Raw genomic sequence first — 21,329 nt, 5'->3', positions numbered from 1 at the left:
CGGATCATGAGATATTTACTTATTATTTTAATGCTTTTTTCAGGAGCCAGCCTGTATTCACAAACCGCTAAAAAAGGAAATATAATAGCAGATAAAGATTTTCTGAAATACCTGCTTTCTGCCACTGAACAGAACAGTATTGCCGTAGATTCTACCTATCAGTCTTTAAAGCTGGATGCCAACAGAGACGGAATCATTTCACCTTCAGAAGCCGAAAAAGTAATGCAGCTGAACATTGAACATACACCTCTGGTAACCTTGAAAGGGATCGAACTGTTCAAAAACCTTAAAATCCTGCTGATAAAAGCAGAAACTTTAAAAGATCTGAATGGGGTAGAAACACTGAAAAAGCTGAAGCATATCGACTGTTCTTTCAATAAATCACTGGGACAGCTATCCTTTAAAAATCTTCCAAAGCTCGAAACCATCGACTGTACATGGTCTGCCCTTACCAAACTGGAACTTGCAGGGCTGCCCAGTCTGAAAAGACTCAGATGCGGAACAAACAAACTGGAAAAACTGGACCTGTCACAGCTCACATCCCTTACAGAACTTATCTGTGAAGGCAACAGTCTTACAGAACTTTCAGTAAACCACCTTAAAAACCTGAAGTCCTTGCGCTGTGAAAATAATCTTTTACGGAATCTTGACTTGAGTAATCTCAAAGAACTGGAATACATTAACTGTTCCTACAATGAAATCTCCGCACTCAGTTTTGAAAACTTAAAAAATCTGACTGATATCAACTGTGCCTACAACAGAATTAAAAAACTGAACATTAAGACCAACGGAAAACCACTTACCCGCCTTGATATAGAAGGAAACCGCTATATCAATACCATATGTTACAACGATTTCGATCTTGAACTCATTAAAACCGGCAATATAGAAAAGATCAGTCTCACAAACTCCTGCAATTAATTCATCAAATATCATTAAAACTAAAGGATAACAGAAGCCGTCTCATGCATTGGGACGGCTTCTGTATGTTGAAAATGCTGGATTACCATTTGTCGTTATTTCACTAAGACATAAAACTCAAATTTCATAAATGTTTTTTCGCCCGCAGATCAGACTGATTGAGCAGATTTTTTGGATGCTTTTTGGTTGGAGAATCGCAAGGACGCAAGATTTTTAGAGCATTATGCTGTTTTTAAGGCGCAAGAAAATCCAGGATTTTAAGCAAGTTTTTAGATTGGTGACCCCATTAAATTGCCGGAGGCTAATCCGTCGCTTCATCGGATCAACGGAGTTGATTCTGTACTTGGCTCCCTGAAATATGCACAAAGAAGCTGAAACTTTGCGTTTTCAAAAAAGCATCCACAAATTATACAGATTTATGGTTTTTAAATCTCGCAGATCTTGCAGATAGAGCAGATTTTTTTTGGTTGGAGAATCGCAAGGACGCAAGATTTTTTTACCATTATGCTGTTTTTAAGGCACAAGAAAATCGAAGATTTTCAGCAAGTTTTTAGATTGGTGACCCCATTAAATTGTCGAAGGCTAATCCGTCGCTTCATCGGATCAATGGAGTTGATTCTGTACTTGGCTCCCTGAAATATGCACAAAGAGGCTGAAACTTTGCGTTTTCAAAAAGCATCCACAAATTGTGTAAATTTCACAGATTTATAGTTTTTAAATCTCGCAGATCTGGCGGATTGAGCAGATTTTTTTGGTTTTTTAATCTCGCAGATGGATCAGATTGGCATATTATCTGATTTGAAAAAATGACTTTACATAAAAACGTTATAGGTTTCCAAAACCTATAACGTTTATCTGCAACCCAAATATTTGCAGATCTGTGAATTTTTCAGATCGAGTAGATTTTTTATTGATTTAACATAAATTGCAGGGATTATAATGGTTTTAATACGCTGGAAAATCCAAGATTTTAAGCTTTTCTTACCAATGAATGACTTTCATTTCATGTAATGAAACAATCCCCCCTTGCTGAGTGTTAACGCCTTTGTGCCCTAAAAACATATAGCATTAAAAAAATCTTGGCGTCTTTTGCGTTAAACCAACAATACACATTGGAAGTTCACTAAAGTTTTTATCTCTTTTCAGAAGAAAACTTTTCTGCGGCTTCCTTTGTAACAGGAGTGAAAAAATTAATCAGATGACCATCCGGGTCCCTGAACAGCAAAGACAGATTGCCCCAGGGCATTAATGTCGGTTCCTGTACGATATAAGGAGACAGGAAAGTTTTTAACCGTTCAAATTCCTTTTCCACATTGTTTACCAGGAATTCTATAATGACAGAGCGGTTTTCAGCCGGCCGGGCAATATCGTCCCCGCCAAAAAACTGTAAAGTTCTTGTACTTCCAATGGCAATAGTAGCTGTGGAGGTCTTCAGTTCAGCAAAATCAGGAGTATACTGTATCGCTTTAATACCTGTTACATGCTCATAAAATGGAATCAGTTTTTCAATGTCACTTGTGATAATACGTATGGATACTGCATTCATTTTTTTAGTTTTTTAAATTACTTCACAAAAATAGGGGAGAGGTGTGACAAGAGTATGGCAGGAGGTTGGATGAATAAAAAAATCCTGATGTGATCAGGATTTTATAAGTATCAATGGTTTTTATCATATCTTATTCTAATACGGAACCGTCAGAATATACAATTTTCTGTACATCGAAATCAAAAATCAGATCTTCAAATTTTGCAGAGGCTATTTTTTTGTCATCATTAGAGAACTGATTGTAGCTGAAAGCTGCATCACCTTTAAACGTTCCGTTGCCCGGAATTCTGTCATCGGTAAAATCCATGCCGTAAGATTCTCCGACCTGTTCACCTAAAGAATTGAAAATTTTAAAACTGATTTTAGCTGCTTTGATTTCTTTTGCTGATTTGTTCTCGATCGCATATTTAAATAAATTGTAGTCTTCCAGCTGACCCGTATCAAAATTACTCGGAACAAATTCTTTAGCAAAAATAGTTACCGTAATGGCATTTTTCATTTTCTGCTTTCTCGCTTCAATTTCCCTTTTTGCTTTTTCAGCTAAGGCATCTTCTTCTGCTTTGAATTTTTTGGCTTCATCCAGAATACCCTGATACGTCTTATTCTCCAGAGATTCACCTTTTAGTTTGGCCCTTATCAGCCATCCTGCAAATAAGCCGGCATCCTGCTCACTCCATTTTTTGCTTGCACCTATTTCTTTTAAATCCTCAGCCATTGTGGCTTCATTGTATTGTTTATCAGCAGGATTTGAGCATGAGGTTAAGAAGATTAAACCACATAGGACTAAAATTTTCTTCATGATTTTAATTAGTTTGGGTTTTTTGATTATTCGTTTTTACAATATTAGTTAAAAATAAAGGGTACTAAGGCAGTATGTGAATCAATTATTTGCCCGGTAGTATTTATTTCCCAAATATACGATCAGAAATATTACTGTAATTACGGCTTTCCATAAAGTTGAAATTGCAGCAAAGCCGGCAAGACTTTCTAATATAAAGGGTAATAAAATTTCCGCGGTGCCGTAGGCACCGCGGAAACATATTAATCATCAATCTATCCCTTGTTATAAGGGCATCCTCCTGCCGGACCGGCAGTATCGCCGGGAATTGCCATATCCGGCTTTTTATCAAAAAACTGTTCTTCAATAACCTTTCTCTGATCTTCAGGGATATCTTCCAGTTTACGGAGTGTATTGGTCTGAATATGAGGCCAGCTTGTAGTACCTCCGTCATTCCCGAAATCAAATTCAAAGAATACAATCTGCTCATATTGCAGCTGAAGGATTTCTTTTCCGTTTTCAATCACTGTTTCTATCCACATATGCATATCCACTTCAACAGTAGGAACAAAACGGTTCACAAACGGTACGTTTAAAATTCCTCCCTGGGCACCCGTTTTCATTTTGGAAGACATTTTAACATGCACATAATTTTTCACCTGCTGTCCTCTTAATGTGTCTCTGAGCCGCAGATCCGGCCGTACAGAATAAGGGTAAAGATCATCCGCCAGAATCCGCTGGGTATAAATCTTGTTGGAGCCCTCGTCATTTTTGTCTGTCAGGGTTTCATGTACCCAGGCCGGTGCAGGCTCGTCCAGGTCGATAATATCGTCGGGAGTTACCCCTGCGTTACCCATCGTACGTGAAATAGAGAGGTGGTCTGTCTGCCATGCTTTCTTACCATATGGGAATTCAGGGAAGCCGCTGATTAAATAACTCTGTCCCTGAGGAGCAATATCACCCAGCAAAGTAATAGTGCTGCCATGAGGAATAACACCGCTTCGCGAGATCGAGTAATCAGGAATAAAATAAGGGCCGTCAAGACCTGTACCCGGCTTTATTTCCTGAGCCGGAATAATTTCGTAGTAAGGCTGTCCCGGCTGTAATTTACTCTGAAGAATATATTCCTTTTTCTGTCCGTCCGGTGAAATGCGGAGAAGAGGTTCATCCCTGTATTCCCCGTCATAGCCGTAATTTTTATAATCTTCCTCTGAAAAAGCATGGATTCCCCGGTCTCTCTCTATGGATTCTTTGGTGGCGGCATGATTGTAAACATCACTCAGCCAGAGATACATTCCGTTTTCTTCGTGGATAGGGGTATATTTTAAAGAATCCTGCCCCTCCGCAGTATTAACGCTTTTAATGCTCTGCTCATATTTTACAGCTCCGCAAAACAGTTCACTCGCTCCGCCGCGGTTACGGACACCGCCGGGAACAATGGAAAACGTAAGCTTTTCAATATACTCCTCACAGTCGAAGCTGAATTTTCCCGGAATAGTTCCCGGATTCGTCCCGGGAGACGGCATAATCGTGGTATGAATACCGCTGGCCAGGGAAGGGCGGGTAATATTTTCATTGTAATTGGCATTGTAGCTTACCCAGGTTCCGTCCAGGGCTGCCAGAATACCGTAATCTACACTGTTTTCGATCTGCTGCAGATTCTCTTCCCTGAAAGGTCTTACCGGATCGTCGATCAGAAGTTTCGAGTATCCGTCCATCAGTTCCTCTAAAAAGCCTCTCTGAGCGGTTTTTGCCGTTCTCAGTAACTGGCTTCCGGTTTCAAGACCTTCCTTTTTTCGTTTAAGCATGATATATTGTTTTTATGGTTATGGTTATAAACTGATGTATTCGAAAGTAGGACCTGCATTATACTGAGAATCCAGCGGCTGCTTCATAAGCCCGGTAGCCTGCTCTTTCAGGGCATACATATACATGATTGATTTTTCCAGTTCGCTCTGGTTTCCTTCTACCGCACTCTGAATGGCATCCAATAATCGTCGGTAGGTTTTGTTGAATTCCACTCCCTGAGCATATAGCTCTTTATTGTCAGTATAATCACTCAGTTTAGGGTTGTCTTTCATAGGATAGGCAGCAGTCCAGTCTACGGGAAGAGGTTTCCCGGTTGGAGGAGTAGCAACGGGCATCATCCCATCATTATCCATGAAGGGTTCATAATTACCCCCGAGATAAAAATGCTCGTGGAAAACTTCTTTAAATCTGAAATAATGGGCCAGTTCAACGCCTTCTTCAAACTGGGAAGGATCAACATCAAAAATAGAATCATCCGCACCTTCACCCTGGCCTTTTATTTCCTGAAAAACTGCGATGACTCCTTCCAGGGATTCTACCGCATGTAATTTCCCGCCGCTTCCGTAATACTGTTCAGGGCGGATCTGTTTAGCAGGATCTCCTGTGAACATTCCTCCCGTGTTTAATTCTTCAAAACCGGTTGGAAGAGCTCCATGTTCCCGGTAGTAAGCAATAATCTGGAAAACGGTAATATAAAAGAACAGAACATCATAATATTCACCTATCGTATGTACATTTTCCATGATGAAACCTTTCATATTCTCAAGTGTCCAGAAATTGTTTTCCTGTACAGCCATTCCTTTGGAAAGCTTTGCATTGAATTCAAACTCCGGTTCGTACTTCGGAGCTTTTACGACAGGGCTGCCTGGACTTTCAATAGCGATAAAGGTGGCGATGCTGTTGGGTGAAAATGTTTCAAGACCGACATAAAAGTCAACATTCATCGGTAATTTCATCGGATAAACAGGATAATTCTGAGGCTTGTTTACCGAAGGCTGAATATTGATGGCATTCAGGACATTACATACCATGATGAGGTGAAGCATTTCCTCTACTGCCACACTTCTGATGATCTGCGAAGCCAGTGCATTGGTTCCTTCCTTAATGGAGTAAAGCGCTGTAAGATAAGGCGGAATCGTGGAGTGTTCAATAAGGATCGCGGTCTGTAAAAGATCCTGGAGAACAGGACGGTAGTCAATATCGGCTAATCCCTTTTTTATTCCGGAAGCTTTTTTATTTTTAAGCGGCAAATCTGAAATTTTTGATCCAAACTGAGCGCTTAAATACTCATTAAATTCTTTGATCCGGTCATTCAGCAGCAGATTCGTCATCATTTTGCTGTGGTACTTTAGCCCGTCGGTCCATTCCTGTTTACTTAATGCAGTATCAAATAATAAAGACTGCAGAGAAGTGCAGTCTGCAACGATCATATCTGTGCTTAAAGCTTTTGAAGACCGTAATGACACAGCTGTATTTTTGGAGAACGTTTCCTGATGTTCTGTTTTATTGATAAGTCTTTGTCTCATGGTTTTAATTTTTAAAGTGGGATTCCAGATCGGTAAGGATAGATTCTACCGAACGGATCGTGAATGCGGATAAGGTTAAAGTAGGGTTGGAAGTTCCCAGGGTAGTCATATTTCCGGCTCCGACGACGTATAAATTCGGATGATCCCAGGATTTACAGTAACTGTCTGTCACGGAATCATCCGGTGAAGAGCCCATTCTGTGTGTGCCCACAATATGCCCGGCTCCATTGTAAGAATACCTCACATTATTGTATACCGTAGTATTCGGGTCTGTTGCATTATATGTCGTGAAATCCTGAATTCCCAGTCTTTCGAACATCTGGTCTGAAGCCAGTTTTGCCTGTTCCATAGATTTCTTTTCATAATCCGTAAGCTCATAATGGATCACAGGACGCGGAATTCCCAGGGCATCCATATATTGATTATTAATAGTCACTCTGTTATTCGGATTCGGCAGCTGCTCAATTTCAAAATGAAATAAAACCTGTCTGGAAAGTCTGTCGGCTAAAGCTTCTTTCAGCGCTGCTCCGAAAAGCCCTTTTCCGAGAAATTCAGAAAGATCGGATCCCGGAGAAAATGCAGGCCAGCTCCATCCCCAGTTATCGAGAGGGGAGATCCATGCCGAAAACTCACTTCTGAACTTCCCGTCACGGAATGACGAAATATTGGTGGTAGAACCGGGTCCTCTGTAAGAATATACAGGCTCAGGGAACAGTCCCCAGGTCAGCATTACCATATGATCCATCAGGTTACGGCCTACCTGATCACTGCGGTTGGCCACTGTTTTTTCTACCTGCTGTCCGTTTTCGGTAACAGTATATTTTGAATTCAGAAGGATTTTAGGGTTTTCAAAGGCATTGGCTGCCAGAATAACGATGGAATCCGAAGTATCAATATATTCTTCAACAAAATCGGTTTTCTCTTTTGAAGTGTATCTTCTCAAATGAACTTTTGAAATCCTATCCTGGTCAACACTTAAACGGTACACCACACTCTGAGCCCTGATTTCTATATGCGGATTACGTTTCAGGTTATCATTTTCATTCATTTTGTACAATGCTTTTTTCAGGGTTTTCAACGCATTGTATTTAGCCTGAACCGGGCAGATCGGCACACAGGAAGCATTGCCTTCGCAGCGTTCGCCCATATAAGGATTCCAGACAGATCCCAGCGCTTTGTATTCTTCTTTTTCCGAATGGTCCAGAACCAGATGGTAGCCCGGCTTTTTATATTCTGCCCGGATGACTTTTGTATTCCCGTATTGTAGATTCGGAGTGGAATTTCTTCCCTGTGGGGAGGGAACCAGCAGTAACGGGATTTCTTCAAAATTCAGTTTAACACTTGTGTTTTTAAGGCCTTTGATGATCTGATGATCCATATAGCTTTGGGGAATTTCTTCCATCGGAAATACATAATGACCGTAATACTGTTCCATACTTTCATCGATAGGATATTCCTGCTTTGAAACATCCCCGGAAACACCGATCTCAAACTCAGCCATTTCGTAGTAAGGCTTTAAAGTATCGTAATCAATCGGCCAGTTGATCGGACTTTTTTCTTCAGAGTCCGGTTTATTGATCTCAATGCCGTATTTTTCGGTAAGTCTGAAATCATTCGGGAGCATTCTTGGCGTTGTTCCCAGCCAGTGAAGGGTAGTTCCGCCTCCAACCCGGATCGCGTCGCTTGCGAATGCCATAGGGCCAAACTGAACGAGGTAACCTTTTTTATCGGGAAATGGAGGATTGATCTGTGCGATATCCAGAACATTAGGCGAGGGAGCCTGCTTTAAATCAGGATACGGCGAATTCGGAACTTTGGCTTCCTGCGTATAAAAAGTGCGGATGTATTCATTGTAATTGGTCATGGACGACACAGAATCCAGTTCTACTCCGGCTTCCAGTCCTGCTTCATACATCAGAATCGATATTTCATGAAAGAATTCAAGAAAGAAATATGTTTTGAAAAGTTCCAAACCGATCCTGTTTTCAAGGGTTTGGGGATCTATATTCTTTTTGGCTGCCTGGGCATCAATTTTTTTATGGGTGAGGTCTTTAGCACTGCCCGTTTCCTTTTTATAGGAAGCTGATCTGGGAAGATGTTCCAGTTTTTTTACGGAGTCAAAACCAATTTCTGCCAGTATTTCTTTAAACTTCATATTCGCGGCAGTACGGTGAATGAATTTTTTTCCGTTCACACTATATACATGATCCGTCAGCAGCTTGGCGATCAGAGATCCGGCGATTCCCGTTCCTACGATGATCACATCTTTTTTTTGGATAGGATTTCTCATGAGTTGCTGTTTACAGGTTCAACGGCCCAGGATTTATAACCGGGTTGTTTGGCTCCCGGCGGGTGGGCATTCATCACGTTCCATACCAGTCCTTCCTGATAAGAAAGATCGTTGATATAGGCTCCTTCCCAGGTTCCCAGGTACCAGAGGGTAATCAGCTTATCTGCAATATCACTCATACCGGGATTCATGACGATGTCGGAAACAATCGCGTTTTTTAACTGATCTTCAGTAAAAGAATTTTCAAGTACGTTTTTAGAGACCGTCAGAAATTCTACAAAAGTACCTCCATCAAGGCTTCCTGAAATATAGGTATAATAAGTTTCCGTGAGTCCGGTAGACTGTAATTCATTCAAAGTAAATCCGGTAAGGGCCTGTGAGATCGACATGAAGACGTCAAAATAATAATCATCAATGTTGAGAATTTTGTTCGTAATAATCATTTCGTTAAAAGTTTGAGGGTTGTGGTATCTTAATTTTTGTAATCGTGACCTGTCTGTCAGATATTTCAGAGCATGATTTGAGCACCCATCTCTTTTTAAGACATGGGTTGTGGCTTTGGGAGCTATCCATAATGATCAGTTTTTGTTTATCCGAAATTACCCCGATCCTGTTACATACGATTCAGTATTTCTACGTAATTTTTGAAGATGTTTATATTAAATGATGTAACAAATACTTTAAATAAAAGGGTTTGCCGTGATTTTAATTCACTTGGTTTAGAATTGTTTTAAATAGTAGGAAATTTGATAAAGTCATATTTTTAGACCCTTTTAGGGCACTTAAGATATTTAGGAAAATTGCGAATATTGAAGTTCACATAAGAAGAAAATCGAAGGTTTTCAGTTTATTATCTAAAGCAATTAATTTTTACGATTCTATGAATTATTCATGATTTTTGGTGAATAATTTATTTTTATCAATGATTTAAACACTTCATCAAATTGGATAAATATGTAAATTAGTGAACTAACATATTCTCTTGAATCATAATAAAAACTAATACTATTAGATTAAATGAATAAAAACTTCTGGAATTTATACAAGGATTCAAAAAAAGGAAAAGAAGTGATTGATCTTTTTACTTTTGATAGTGAAAATGATGATCTTGAATTAAAAGCTAAACAAATTTTTCAAAAATATAATGAATATTTTGGAGGACCTGATGTTGAAGATTATTTTTTAGATAATTGTTGTCTAGTTATTGATAACATTATTGCAAGTAAACTATTTATAGAAGATGGAGAAAGTAATACCGAATACTTTATAAAATTAATTGATCATCTTGAAATTTTTTTTGTTGAAGAAAATTCACAGAGAGAGTTGATTATACAGGAAAATTCACCACCATTGATTTCCCAAAAAGATTATAAATCTTTCTGTGCAATATTATCGGAGATTTCACTCGTGCTTTATTTTTATAGTAATGGATTTTTCTTTCCCGTTCTTTTTCGTGAACAATTTGATGTCTTTATGAAGGTACTAGATGTTTTACAAATTTCCATACCCAAATTACCTGTAAAATCCGATAAAAGAGGACGGCTGTTATTTTATAATGAACTTAATGATAATATTTTAAAGTTTGCGCATGAAAATCAGTTTAAACGGGAGGAAATTTGTGCCTGTATTTACGATTTTGCATTGATGCTGCTAGAAGAAGATGAAATAAAAATAGAAATGCCAGAACCAACAAATGTATGGCTGACTGGTGGAAGTAAAGAAGATTATTTGACCTTTTTACAAAATCCTATTACAGGCTCAAAATCTGTTTGGACGTGTAATGAAAATACAAAACGAGGAGATATAATTATAATGTATGTTCTTGCACCTTACAGTTGTATTCAATCTATCTGGAGGGCAGATATTGATGGTGTTTATACACCTTTTAACTATTATAATAGCAGAACTAGGGCTAGTAATGGCATTGTTGTTCCTCATATAACATTAAGAGAACTAAAAGCTGATCCTTATTTTTCAAAACTTCCTATTACCCGCAAGAATTTTCAAGGTGTGAATGGTATCCGGTTTTCATCTACTGATTATAAAGAATTACGGCGTTTATTACAGGAAAAAGCATTTGACGTTTCTACTTTACCTCAGCTTCATAAACTCAATTTAGAATTTGACGAGCAATTGAAAAGTGAAAAGGATGTTGAGGAAAAGTTGTTAATTCCTTTATTAAAAAAGTTAGGATATTCTGAAATTGACTGGACAAGACAATTATCACAAAAAGCAGGAAGAAAAGAAAAAGCCGTCCCTGATTTTGTATTTTTACCAAAAGGTGAAATTTATTTCCAAAATGCTCCAATGGTGATTGAAGCAAAGTTTGATATGAGTTCCAACATTGAAAAAACAAAGTCATATAACCAGGCTTTATCATACGCCCGCCTGATGAAATCAACTGTATTTGGCATTTGCGATAAAGAAAGATTGATCATTTTTAGAGAGAAAAAAAACTATTTTGATCGTTTTAATCCAGTTTTTGAAAATCATTGGCAAAATATAAATGATGAAGAAATATTTTGGCAATTAAAGGTTTTGATAGGTAAGGATGTAATAAAAAATTACTAAAAACACATTAAACTTTACTCAAGGGATATTTGTATGATGAAGAACTTTTTGTAAAGAAAATTAACTTTAAATATGAGTATAATTATGAAATAAATATTCAAGCATTTTAAAAAGCAAGCGTAAAATCTATGTTGATCCGTTGAAACCTACACATAGCTATAAAACTTCATCAGCGACGGAGTCGCATCACTTTGCCCACTCAAAATAAAACGGAATTACTCATCACCTTTGCGTGGTAAACCTTTTTACAGACTTAAAGAAATGTAATAGTATTTAAAAGATCTTAAATTCAATATTCCGATAATATCCTTTCATACTGCCATATTCCGAAGTAAATCCATAAATTTGCTCATCACTGGGAATACCACTCCAAAAAATCCATTAAAAACAAATAACGAAAATTGAAGAAAGCATTGAGTCTGATGACTATAATTTTAGCCAGCGCAAAATTATACTCACAGAATACATACGTATTTTTTGGCTCATTTAACTGGGACAAAACAACAGAAGGCATTTATGTTTATGAACTGGATACGGTCCGCGGAAAACTATCCAAAGTAACCGCAGTGAAAAATATCCGGAATCCGTCATTCCTCAGTTTATCACAAAATGGTAAGTATCTTTTTGCCTGTACAGACAGCAAAACAGAAAATGCAGGAAGTGTAAGCAGCTTTGAGTTCAGTCCTGAAAACAGAACACTTACCTTCATCAGCAGCCAGAAAAGCGGCGGTGAAAATCCGGTATATCTTACAGCCCATCAAAATGGCAAATGGCTGGTTAACGGAAACTACACGGAAGGAAGTGTTTCCGTATATCCGGTTTCAGAAAACGGCGTGATTCAGCCTGCGGTTCAGAACTTTCAGTTTTCAGAGGGAAGTGTTAATCCGGATAGGCAGGACCGTTCCCATATTCATTCCACTGTTTTTTCTCCTGATTTTAATTATATCTTTCTGCAGGATCTGGGCGCAGATAAGATCAGGGCTTACGGGTTTGACACTGAAAAAGACCGGCCTTTAACCGCAGCCGGACAACCTTTTACTCAGACTGTCCCTGGAAGTGGTCCGAGACACTTTACTTTTCATCCGAACGGAAAATTGGCCTATTGCATCGAAGAAATGGGAGGTGCTGTAAGTGTATATTCATATGAAAACGGAAAATTAACACCTGTACAGAGGATCTTTACCCATTCTGAAAAATTCAGAGAAGATTTTGAAGGCTCAGATGTTCATATTTCTCCTGACGGTAAATTTTTGTATGCCTCAAACCGCGGTCATGAAAATAATATTGCCATATTTTCCATTCAGAATGACGGAAAACTGAAAAATGTAGGCTACCAGCCAACCGGAGGAAAACATCCCAGAACATTTGCCATAGATGAATCCGGAAAGTTCCTGATCGTAACCAATGTAGTCAGCAGTGATGTCTTTGTATTTAAGAGAAATACAGAAACCGGATTACTGAAAAAATCCGGGCGCAGAGTAAAAATAAAAAATGTCACTTCCGTACAGATCAGAAAATATTAATTTTTGCAGATACAGAATGGATAAAGAAATCATAAACTATGTCAGAAATTATTTTCGTCATTTAATGACTGATGATGAACAGTTGGCATTAAAGTATCATGTATACACAAGCAAGACATCTGAAAATTCTCAGATGAGAAAGATAATGGCTGAAAAAGGCTGGATAAGTTCAGATCCTGAAGTATCAGCCCTCCTGAAAAATGGCTATGGGGAATTTGAACAGAAAATCATCAAACGGATCCTGGAGGAAAATCCTGAAAAAGTGTTTTTCAACAACTGCCCGGAATGCGGTAAACCGGCCCGGACCCCTTTTGCCAAACAGTGCAGATATTGCAGGTATAGCTGGCGGGATCAATAAAAAATAACAGAAAGCGTTGTCTTTTTAAGGTAATTTTCGGTTTTTTATTTTCTTAATCGGGGTTTAGAACGCTTATGAAACTCAGTCCTGCCATAGTTGACCCAAATTGATTATTCAATAGCAACAGGTTGAAGCCGTTGCTATTGAATAAAATAAAATCTTTCAATTCCGGTTTTAGCGTAAATTTATGCATTAGAGATAAAACGGCCCCAAGATTAATGTCTGTTGACAATACTCTTCAGTACTGCATTCTTAATAGCAGCCTCCTTATAGCTCCAATACTCACTATTTCTTGGCATCTGGTTCTCAAGAACAATTACACTGGTATCAGTGGATGGGAAATATACATTAAGGCAGGTAAAACCATCTCCCAATCCTGTAATCCCGAAATAATCCAGTCCCTGTTCTCTGACCACTCTCACGCTGTACCCGAATCCCATATTCTCTTTTCCGAAAACACTGTGCTGGGACAGAGTAGAAGCGGTCATCATCGCCTTCTGATACTTGGGGGAAAGCAGTTTTCCTTTGTAGAGGGCCTGATCCCATTTTGCCAGATCCTGAACCGTGGAAACAATTCCGGCAGCGGGCAGCAGTTCCGTATTGATAAACGTTTCCCCTGTTTTCTGATACCGGTTATTCTCACTCCTGTACCCCGGAACCAAAGATTGTTTATTCTGCGCGTCGTAGCAGAAAGTCTTATTCATTTTCAGTTTTTTGAACAGGGCATGAGCCAGTGCTGTGTATTTCTTTTTCGTTGTATTTTCAAGAATTTCACCCAAAAGGGCATAAGACAGATTTCCATATTTGAATTGTGAACCGGGCTTGATAACCAGGGGCTTTTCGGTGTCAACAATACCATGGGTATGATTCAGAAGATGGTGTACCGTGACCGTATCCGCCCAGGATTGGGTGAGTTCCGGCAGATACTTCCGGATCGGGGTCTCAAGGTCAAGGTTTCCTTTTTCAGCTGCCTGTAAAACCAGAACCGCTGTAATCTGTTTGGAATTGGACATGATTTCGAACTGATCGTCTGTTTTCAGGGGAATCTTTTTATCAAAATCTTTGTAACCATGTGCTTTCAGATATCGGGTTTTTCCGCCCTGGGAGACAAGAACAACCCCGTTGAACTGTAAGGGCTCCGAAGCGGTTATAATACTGTCTAGCTTTCCGGAATAGGCTGCCGCTTTCTGTGCATTCACCGGGGTACAGAATGCCACAGCAATCAGTAAGGTGGGAAAAAGTGAGGTTTTCAACATAGGTTATTTTGTGTTATAGTGGTCATAAGCGGCTTTGGAAATATCAGCGATGATAGTCTCGGCGTTATCAAAACTTTCATAGGTATCATGTACAAAAACGGCAACAACGATTTTTCTGTTGCCGGAAAGTTCAATAATCCCGTAACTGTTCACAGCACCGGTCATTCCTGCTTCATTGGTGAAAGATGTTCCGCTTCTGTGGGCTGCTTTTACATTTTCCGGCAGCTTTCCTTTCAGGCGTTTCAGGCCGGTCCGGTTGTTGAGCATGGCATTGTAAAGCCATTGAGTGTGCGCTTTATTCAATATTTTTCCCTGATAGAACTTTTCCAAAAGATCAGCGGCCTTCCTGGGAGTAATCTTATTGATAAACTGAGCATCCCAGTCTTTATGCATTCCTTCCTCATTGTTTTTGATGATAAAATCACTTCCGATGAATTTTTGTACAGGTTCAGTTCCTCCAATCAGTCTCAGAATAATGTCTGTTAAATTGTTATCACTGTAACACATCATCCATTGCAGAGCCTCTTCCAGGCTGATCGTAATATTTCCTTCAGGGTGTTTTTCCTTGAAGGGGCTCCAGGTATTTTCCAGCAGTTCCTCCTTTTTAATGAAAAGTTTCTGGTCCAGGCTCAGTCTGCCTTTTTCAACCTGATGAAGCGTAGTTAAAGCAATAGGAAATTTGAACGTGCTCAGCATCGGGTAAAATTGGTCACCGTGAATCAGTACTTTGTCATTTTTTTGAACTCCGATAACAGAAACGCCTACATCCGCTTTTTTACCGGAGATAATGCTTTCAATTTTCTGAGCAAGACTCGTGGTCTTTTGAGCATTCAGGCTGAATGATCCCAGCATAATACTAAGGGCAGCATAGTAAAATCTTGCAGATTGCATATTTTTTTTTTGTTAAAATGATTAATTCTTTAAATACTCCAGGATCTTCTGTGTCATATATTCACCTTCATCAGGAGTTGCGTCGTTGTCCATACTGCCGTGGTTGATCGGGGTAAAGTCAACGGTTATTCCGTATTTCTTTTTTTCTTCTTCCGCAGGCAGAACCCCCTCATCTGCGGGATAATCATTGGAGCGTAGCGTGTAGATTTTAGGATGAGCCGTTCTGGGTAGCGGCATTCTCCGGTTATCCATCGTAATCACCTTATGAATAAGTTCAGGATGCTGATGGGCAAAAAGAGCAGTCATGTCGCCACCGTTGGAATGTCCTATTACAGCCAGTTTATTGTAGGAAAGATCTGGAAAATCGGTTTTCAGCCTGTTCAGAACAAAGAGAATATTCCGGGCACCGCGTTCCCAGTTGGGCATCCTTGTAACCCTGAGATTTCCGTCCATCGCCAGCATTTCATCACCAGGCAGTTCATGCTGGATACTTACGACAAAATATCCTTTTGACGCAAGAAGTTTGGTGAGATAGGAATACACAAAATAATCCCCGCCTTTATTTTCGCCCCAGCCGTGACTGAAAATAATGGGGGTAAGATGGGCTGTTTTTTTATTTTTAGGTTGATAAATGGCTACCGGGATCTTCCGGCTTCTGGACTGGTCGAAATAAGTCAGCGTGTCCGGTTCAAAATCTGCACTGGCAACTGCAATACCACTGGTTCTCACAGAACATTGGATAAAAAGAAAACTTAAAATAATAAACACTGAATATCGCATCATACCACCGGGTTATTTAAGGTCATAATTTCTTGCTGCCCATTTTTTAGCCGGCAGAATCCATTCATCGGAAGCAAGGTATAAAAATCCGTGCTTTAATCCGGTATTAAGTTCGATTTCTTTAAAACGGGGAACGGAGAGGTTAGACAGTTCTTTTCTTTTAATGGCGGATACCCCGAAAACATCGGTTTTTTCATAGATAGTCAGAATATTTCCGCAGAAATTGATATCAGGAACTTCTTTGATATCAGAATCCTGATAACAGCCGATCAGAACAAAATTAAGATCCGGATTTTTAGCATACGTAGAAACAAACTGAGCAATATAGCCGCCTTTGGATGTGCCGACCACGGTAATATGATCGGGCTTGACCCCCATTGCCGTTAAACTGTCGATCTGTGAGACGACCTTTTTAGCATACATTACGGCATCTGTTTTAGGTTTTCTTTTCTCGCTGATGACCACAAAGCCGTCTTTCCGGAAAGAAGTCAGTATTTCATTATATTCCGCTTTTGTATTATATTCAGGGGCAATCGTTCCTGAAGGGTTGTTCTCAACAAATTTATTATGCAGAAAAAACACATAATTCTTTTTTTCCCGGACGATTTCTGTTTTCTGATGAGGTTTGCAGCTGAAAGAAGCCGTTAAAATCACTGCGGCCCATATGAATTTTCTGATGAACATCATTTTATTGAGTGTTATAGTGGTTATAAGTCGCTTCAGCAATGGCTGCAATTATTTTTTCAGTGTCAGCACGTTCTTCCGTAATGTTTTTCAGATATACGGAAAGAATGACGTGTTTTCCGTTGGGAAGTTTAAAAATTCCCACATCATTCATAGCTGCCCTCAGATTGTCTTTGTTGTTTCCGGAAATACCTGTTCTGTGAGCCAGTTCCGTTCCGGGAGGCAGACCTGCTTTCATCCATGTCAGTCCGCGTGAAGTCTGCACCATGATCCGGTAAAGATAGGCTGATGTATTTTTCTTCAGAATTTTTCCTCTGTAAAATTTTTCCAGAAGAAAGGTCGTCGCTTCAGGAGTTGTGGTATTTACATACAGGTTTTCCCAGGCTTTACCCATCTGCTCTTCATCCAGCTTAATGGTAATATCCCTGATACCCTGTTTCTTAATGAATTTCTGAACCGCCTCAGGTCCTCCTGTCATTCTCAGAAGAATATCACAGCCATTGTTATCACTGTGAGAAACGGTGTACCGTAACAGCTGGTCAAGGGTAAGACTTATATTTCCGTCAGGAAATTCATCACGGATAGGGCTCCAGGTATCGGGAAGAAGTTCTTCCTTTTTTATAAAGAATTTCTGGTGCAGCTGCAGCTTCCCTTTATCCACCCGGTCCAGGACGGCAAGAGCGATATGAAATTTGAAAACACTCATCATCGGCATACTCATATTGCCGTTGATGTTTAAAGTGTCTTTATCCTCTATATTTTTGACGGATATTCCGGCAGTAGCATTTTTTGATGCCATGATCCGGATGATTTCTTTTCGTAAATTTTCAGCAGACTGTGCACTCAGCTGTACAGAAATCATGCATACAGAGACCAGGAACACAATTTTTTTCATTTTTGTGAAAGATTGTTTTATCGTTAATGATGGCGAAGAAATATTTCAGGCCGTATGGGGAATTCCGGTCTGAATGCTGCTCAGCACTTTGCTAAATTAAACAAAAAAAGGAAAAGCTCTGTATGGTTCTGAAAAAAAATAGGCATGATCTTACAAAGAGAAAATGAATGAATCATCCGGGCTCATATAAAGAATTTTTCGTGATCTGAATCCTGGAAATTTTAAATATCAGTCCCTTTAGTACCGTATCAAATAAGTATAATAACGTTGAAACGGGTCTGTGAAACTCCAACTCCGGAAGACGCGTTTCGTGTGCTGGCAGACCGTCTCCGGCCCGGAGGGCTTTCTAAGGAACATGCTGGCATTGATGCCCGGGGTAAAGATCTGACACCCTCATCAGAACTCCGGAAATGGTTTCATCACGACCCGGATTTATAGAAAGATTTCGCTGAAAAATACATGTATGAGCTCAACATAAACAATTCCGGAAAGGGTTTCCTGCTGCGGTCATAAGGATGAGGAAAAGATCACGCCGCTGTATGCTGCAAAATATGAAAACCATTGCCATACCATTATCCTGAAACAGTATCTCGAAAACTTACAACCGTGAAACAGGGATCAGTTCTCTGCCTTTTCTCTTTTTACTGCCTGATTCATGATGAGGATCACTCCAAGAAGAACAAGAGCAATGATGAGATAACGGCAGGCCAGACCATTCTGATCCGTAACGGTTCCGCTTACAGAAATAATAAAGCTGGTAACCGAAGTGATCACATACACCAGTCCTCCCATCAGTCCTCCGGCTGTTCCTGCATTTTTCGGAAAGTACAGCATACTCGTTGTAAAGAATGAGGTAAACAGGATTCCTGAACAGATATGAATAAAGAAGGCGAAAGGAACCATGATAAAAAGACTTTCTGCAAAACTTCCTGTAATGATCAGTCCGGTAATCAGGATCAGCTGCAGAATAATAGGCTGTAAGATCCGTTCCTTAAAATCAAGTTTAAGCCTGCGTTTTCCGATAAAGCCGCCAATCATCCATGAAAATCCTAAAATCAGCGTACAGTAACCGATCACCACCGGAGTGAAATGAAAGGTATTTTCAATAATAAATGGTCCGGTGATATTGAAGAGCATCACAATAGAATAGCTCAACCCGAGAATAATGATCCCCAGCATGAAAATACGGTTCTTCAGCATCATTTTATACAGACTGATATTTTCCGAAAGATCCAGCTTTTTCTTTTCAGGAAGGCTTTCTCCACTGAAGAACCATTCGAAAAGGAAAAGAATTCCTGCATAGAATGCCAGAAAATGAAAATTCGCATGCCAGTTGAACAGCTTTTCAAGGTATCCGCCTAAAAAAGGAGCCAAAATAGGTCCGCATGACCATACAATGGTAAAATAGCTCAGGTAATGCTTTACTTTTTCAGAATCATAAATATCAACAAATATAGCACGGGTAGCTACAACCAGAACAGAAACAGCAGCACCCTGAAGGATCCGGAGAAGACATATCAGGAAAATACTGTCGGTAAGCGTAATCATAATACTGCTGATGATCAGCAGGAATAAAGCCAGCAATTTTGGACGGTAACGCCCTATGCTGTCCAGAATACCGCCAACGAACAGCTGGGAAATCCCGTAGCTCAGAAGGTAAGACGTTAAAGTGATCTGAATATCCTTTTCGGAAACCTGCATTTCTTTAGCCATAGAAGGGAAGGAAGGCAGATATATATCAGTGACAAACCCCGAAAGCGGGATTGATATAAAGGCCATGACCGTTATTAATCTGATGCGTTTTTCAGATGCTTCTTTCATCAACATAATCATTCATTTTTTTTACCGTACAAAAGTACATCAGGAATAGCCGGATTGAATTTTAAAAGACAAAGTAAAAATTACAAAAATCAAAGATTTATAATGCATTTTTAAATTTGAGCGGAGAGACATCAGCATGTTTCTTGAAAAAATTATTGAAATGGGCCGGCTGATCGAATCCCAGGGTGTAGCCGATTTCAGCAATATCCCAGTTGGTGTATTTCAGCAGGTTTTTGGACTCTTCAAACATTCTTTCTTTAATGATCTGGGTAGTGGTAAGCCGGGTAACAGATTTTACCGATGAATTCAGATGGTTGACGTGCACATTAAGGTGTTCCGCAAAATCTGAAGCGGTCTTCAGGGCCAGCGGATAAGCCGGGGAATCCAATGGGAACTGCTTATTGAGCAGCTCATCAAATAAACGGTAAAGACGGATGTTGGCGGGAAGTTCATTCGGGTTGATATCATCCACACGGTTTTCCAGAGCCAGATGCAGAACAGAAGCCAGATGGCTTTTAATGCTGTTGCACCGGAACGGATAGGCCGAATTATTCATCCTGTAAATCTGGTCAAAATAAAGCGTAGCGAGTTGAGTCTGTTCCTCCGTTAAAAAAACAACAGGCTTACTCCATTCTTTGAACAGCGAAGTCTTTTTAAACAGGCTGAATTCAGAATTTCCGTTAAAGAATTCCTGATTAAAGAGACAGAAATAACCTTCCTGGAAATCACCGTCACACTCCCACGAATAGGGAATACTGGGCGAAGGAAAGAACAGGGCAGGCCGGTCGATATACAGCTGATGTGTACCGTAATGAATCGTGCCTTTTCCTATGATAAAGCTGATCTTGTAATAATCCCTGCGGTTGTAGGGGCTCTTGAAGCTGCAGTATTTCCGCATCGAAATATTGAAGTGGGATTTTCCCATTTCAAAATCCTCAGAATCAAACATTTTGATCCGGTCTTTCCGGATGCGTCTGTAATAATCTTGTATGGTTTCCAGCTGATCGCTCATTGATTTAAAATTATAAAAATCAAAGATACGCAAATCTGACGAAGTCCGAAATATGAAAATGGAAACAGGAATGTATTGAGTTTTTGAAATCCGCGACCGTCTGTTCCGGATAATCAGTCTCCCGTTCTTATTCTCTTTAAATCTCCATTGTCAACAGATGTGATGGGAGCTGAAAAGGTCCTGCCTGAGAATCGGAAGCCAGTGTAAATCCTGATTCCTTTAAAAACTCCAGAAGCGGATCATGAGCCAGCATATTGATCCATATGATCTCTGTAAAGCTTACCGCAGATCTGCATTTTTTCCAGAGCGATTGCTGTACCTCCGGAGAGTGGTATTCAGGCAGAATAACAAAACTGATCTCTGTCGATTTTTTACCCTCCGGAATTCCCGGATATACGGAACCGCTTTTTATAATGCTGTATCCAACGGGTTTTTTGTCCGCATAGGTCATGATCAGCTGGTTGGAAAGATCATTCAGATCGTTGATCATCTTTCTCGGGTCTATTTCATTGTTAATATATTTGTGAATCTCTTCTTCAGAAACCAGGTCTTTGTGCAGACTGTAAACCGAAGAATCAATGATGGATATAAGATCAGAAATTCCCTCTTCAGAACCTACTGTAAATTTTGAAATGATCTCCATAAATCTTTTTTATTCAAAATTATAA

19 protein-coding genes are annotated in these 21,329 nt (G+C 39.6%); 5 read left to right on the top strand and 14 right to left on the bottom strand.

Annotation, left to right across the window (positions count from 1 at the left end):
* The first annotated feature begins 6 nt into the window (after positions 1–6).
* On the top strand, positions 7–921 hold the full coding sequence (locus AC106S_RS02555) for a leucine-rich repeat domain-containing protein (RefSeq protein ID WP_482437564.1): 915 nt from the start codon (positions 7–9) through the stop codon (positions 919–921).
* A 1,132-nt stretch (positions 922–2,053) separates the two neighbouring features.
* Here the strand turns inward: AC106S_RS02555 and AC106S_RS02550 are convergent.
* The 6 genes from AC106S_RS02550 to AC106S_RS02525 all read right to left on the bottom strand — a co-directional run bounded on the left by AC106S_RS02550 (position 2,054) and on the right by AC106S_RS02525 (position 9,313).
* Positions 2,054–2,467 (bottom strand): VOC family protein, encoded by a 414-nt coding sequence (locus AC106S_RS02550; RefSeq protein ID WP_482437563.1) that lies wholly within the window; start codon positions 2,465–2,467, stop codon positions 2,054–2,056.
* A gap of 130 nt (positions 2,468–2,597) precedes the next feature.
* A complete protein-coding gene (locus AC106S_RS02545) occupies positions 2,598–3,266 on the bottom strand; it encodes a hypothetical protein (RefSeq protein ID WP_482437562.1) in 669 nt (222 codons plus the stop codon).
* A gap of 254 nt (positions 3,267–3,520) precedes the next feature.
* Entirely contained in the window at positions 3,521–5,053 is a 1,533-nt protein-coding gene (locus tag AC106S_RS02540) for a peroxidase, FMP-type (RefSeq protein ID WP_482437560.1), read from the bottom strand.
* A gap of 24 nt (positions 5,054–5,077) precedes the next feature.
* The gene (locus AC106S_RS02535) at positions 5,078–6,580 is read right to left on the bottom strand and encodes a ferritin-like domain-containing protein (protein WP_482437559.1); all 1,503 of its coding nucleotides are present in this window, start codon (positions 6,578–6,580) and stop codon (positions 5,078–5,080) included.
* 4 nt (positions 6,581–6,584) lie between these two features.
* Positions 6,585–8,870: a GMC oxidoreductase gene (locus AC106S_RS02530; RefSeq protein ID WP_482437558.1), complete on the bottom strand. Its 2,286-nt coding sequence runs from the start codon at positions 8,868–8,870 to the stop codon at positions 6,585–6,587.
* Positions 8,867–9,313: a hypothetical protein gene (locus AC106S_RS02525; RefSeq protein WP_482437557.1), complete on the bottom strand. Its 447-nt coding sequence runs from the start codon at positions 9,311–9,313 to the stop codon at positions 8,867–8,869. The genes AC106S_RS02530 and AC106S_RS02525 overlap by 4 nt, the downstream gene beginning before the upstream one ends.
* A gap of 574 nt (positions 9,314–9,887) precedes the next feature.
* Between AC106S_RS02525 and AC106S_RS02520 the strand changes: the two genes are divergently transcribed.
* From AC106S_RS02520 to AC106S_RS02510, 3 genes are all read left to right on the top strand, one after another.
* Complete coding sequence (locus AC106S_RS02520; protein WP_482437556.1) at positions 9,888–11,441, top strand: hypothetical protein; 1,554 nt, start codon at positions 9,888–9,890, stop codon at positions 11,439–11,441.
* Between the two features lie 422 nt (positions 11,442–11,863).
* Entirely contained in the window at positions 11,864–12,964 is a 1,101-nt protein-coding gene (locus AC106S_RS02515) for a lactonase family protein (protein WP_482437555.1), read from the top strand.
* Positions 12,965–13,097: 133 nt separating this feature from the next.
* Entirely contained in the window at positions 13,098–13,322 is a 225-nt protein-coding gene (locus AC106S_RS02510; protein ID WP_482437554.1) for a hypothetical protein, read from the top strand.
* 215 nt (positions 13,323–13,537) lie between these two features.
* Here AC106S_RS02510 and AC106S_RS02505 read toward each other — a convergent pair whose 3' ends face one another.
* Genes AC106S_RS02505 through bla (AC106S_RS02485) form a run of 5 tightly spaced genes read right to left on the bottom strand, consistent with a single transcriptional unit; the run spans position 13,538 to position 17,828 of the window.
* Positions 13,538–14,578: a serine hydrolase domain-containing protein gene (locus AC106S_RS02505; RefSeq protein WP_482437553.1), complete on the bottom strand. Its 1,041-nt coding sequence runs from the start codon at positions 14,576–14,578 to the stop codon at positions 13,538–13,540.
* A 3-nt stretch (positions 14,579–14,581) separates the two neighbouring features.
* Positions 14,582–15,469, bottom strand: coding sequence for a class A beta-lactamase (bla, locus tag AC106S_RS02500; RefSeq protein ID WP_482437552.1), 888 nt, complete (start codon positions 15,467–15,469; stop codon positions 14,582–14,584).
* 21 nt (positions 15,470–15,490) lie between these two features.
* Positions 15,491–16,252 (bottom strand): alpha/beta hydrolase family protein, encoded by a 762-nt coding sequence (locus AC106S_RS02495; protein WP_482437551.1) that lies wholly within the window; start codon positions 16,250–16,252, stop codon positions 15,491–15,493.
* Positions 16,253–16,261: 9 nt separating this feature from the next.
* Entirely contained in the window at positions 16,262–16,936 is a 675-nt protein-coding gene (locus tag AC106S_RS02490; protein WP_482437550.1) for an alpha/beta hydrolase, read from the bottom strand.
* Position 16,937: 1 nt separating this feature from the next.
* On the bottom strand, positions 16,938–17,828 hold the full coding sequence (bla, locus tag AC106S_RS02485) for a class A beta-lactamase, subclass A2 (protein ID WP_482437549.1): 891 nt from the start codon (positions 17,826–17,828) through the stop codon (positions 16,938–16,940).
* A 267-nt stretch (positions 17,829–18,095) separates the two neighbouring features.
* On the opposite strand from bla (AC106S_RS02485), the gene AC106S_RS02480 reads away from it, so the two are divergent.
* Positions 18,096–18,266, top strand: coding sequence for a DUF488 domain-containing protein (locus AC106S_RS02480; protein WP_482437548.1), 171 nt, complete (start codon positions 18,096–18,098; stop codon positions 18,264–18,266).
* 180 nt (positions 18,267–18,446) lie between these two features.
* On the opposite strand, the gene AC106S_RS02475 is transcribed toward AC106S_RS02480, so the two are convergent.
* The 3 genes from AC106S_RS02475 to AC106S_RS02465 form a co-directional block, all read right to left on the bottom strand.
* A complete protein-coding gene (locus AC106S_RS02475; RefSeq protein WP_482438412.1) occupies positions 18,447–19,652 on the bottom strand; it encodes an MFS transporter in 1,206 nt (401 codons plus the stop codon).
* Positions 19,653–19,746: 94 nt separating this feature from the next.
* The gene (locus AC106S_RS02470; protein WP_482437547.1) at positions 19,747–20,661 is read right to left on the bottom strand and encodes a helix-turn-helix domain-containing protein; all 915 of its coding nucleotides are present in this window, start codon (positions 20,659–20,661) and stop codon (positions 19,747–19,749) included.
* A 136-nt stretch (positions 20,662–20,797) separates the two neighbouring features.
* Positions 20,798–21,304 (bottom strand): hypothetical protein, encoded by a 507-nt coding sequence (locus AC106S_RS02465; protein ID WP_482437546.1) that lies wholly within the window; start codon positions 21,302–21,304, stop codon positions 20,798–20,800.
* Positions 21,305–21,329: the final 25 nt, after the last annotated feature.

This window comes from Chryseobacterium sp. FR054 (genome assembly GCF_056844565.1).
The sequence above is the reverse complement of the archived record's forward strand: the minus strand, read 5'-3'. Positions and strand labels throughout refer to the sequence as shown.

Coding starts and splice junctions, on each gene's coding strand:
- AC106S_RS02515 (WP_482437555.1), top strand. CDS start 11,864: ATGACTATAATTTTAGCCAGCGCAAAATTATACTCACAGAATACATAC.
- AC106S_RS02545 (WP_482437562.1), bottom strand. CDS start 3,266: ATGAAGAAAATTTTAGTCCTATGTGGTTTAATCTTCTTAACCTCATGC.
- AC106S_RS02525 (WP_482437557.1), bottom strand. CDS start 9,313: ATGATTATTACGAACAAAATTCTCAACATTGATGATTATTATTTTGAC.
- AC106S_RS02550 (WP_482437563.1), bottom strand. CDS start 2,467: ATGAATGCAGTATCCATACGTATTATCACAAGTGACATTGAAAAACTG.
- AC106S_RS02490 (WP_482437550.1), bottom strand. CDS start 16,936: ATGATGTTCATCAGAAAATTCATATGGGCCGCAGTGATTTTAACGGCT.
- AC106S_RS02465 (WP_482437546.1), bottom strand. CDS start 21,304: ATGGAGATCATTTCAAAATTTACAGTAGGTTCTGAAGAGGGAATTTCT.
- AC106S_RS02530 (WP_482437558.1), bottom strand. CDS start 8,870: ATGAGAAATCCTATCCAAAAAAAAGATGTGATCATCGTAGGAACGGGA.
- bla (WP_482437549.1), bottom strand. CDS start 17,828: ATGAAAAAAATTGTGTTCCTGGTCTCTGTATGCATGATTTCTGTACAG.
- bla (WP_482437552.1), bottom strand. CDS start 15,469: ATGCAATCTGCAAGATTTTACTATGCTGCCCTTAGTATTATGCTGGGA.
- AC106S_RS02540 (WP_482437560.1), bottom strand. CDS start 5,053: ATGCTTAAACGAAAAAAGGAAGGTCTTGAAACCGGAAGCCAGTTACTG.
- AC106S_RS02470 (WP_482437547.1), bottom strand. CDS start 20,661: ATGAGCGATCAGCTGGAAACCATACAAGATTATTACAGACGCATCCGG.
- AC106S_RS02520 (WP_482437556.1), top strand. CDS start 9,888: ATGAATAAAAACTTCTGGAATTTATACAAGGATTCAAAAAAAGGAAAA.
- AC106S_RS02555 (WP_482437564.1), top strand. CDS start 7: ATGAGATATTTACTTATTATTTTAATGCTTTTTTCAGGAGCCAGCCTG.
- AC106S_RS02505 (WP_482437553.1), bottom strand. CDS start 14,578: ATGTTGAAAACCTCACTTTTTCCCACCTTACTGATTGCTGTGGCATTC.
- AC106S_RS02495 (WP_482437551.1), bottom strand. CDS start 16,252: ATGATGCGATATTCAGTGTTTATTATTTTAAGTTTTCTTTTTATCCAA.
- AC106S_RS02510 (WP_482437554.1), top strand. CDS start 13,098: ATGAGAAAGATAATGGCTGAAAAAGGCTGGATAAGTTCAGATCCTGAA.
- AC106S_RS02535 (WP_482437559.1), bottom strand. CDS start 6,580: ATGAGACAAAGACTTATCAATAAAACAGAACATCAGGAAACGTTCTCC.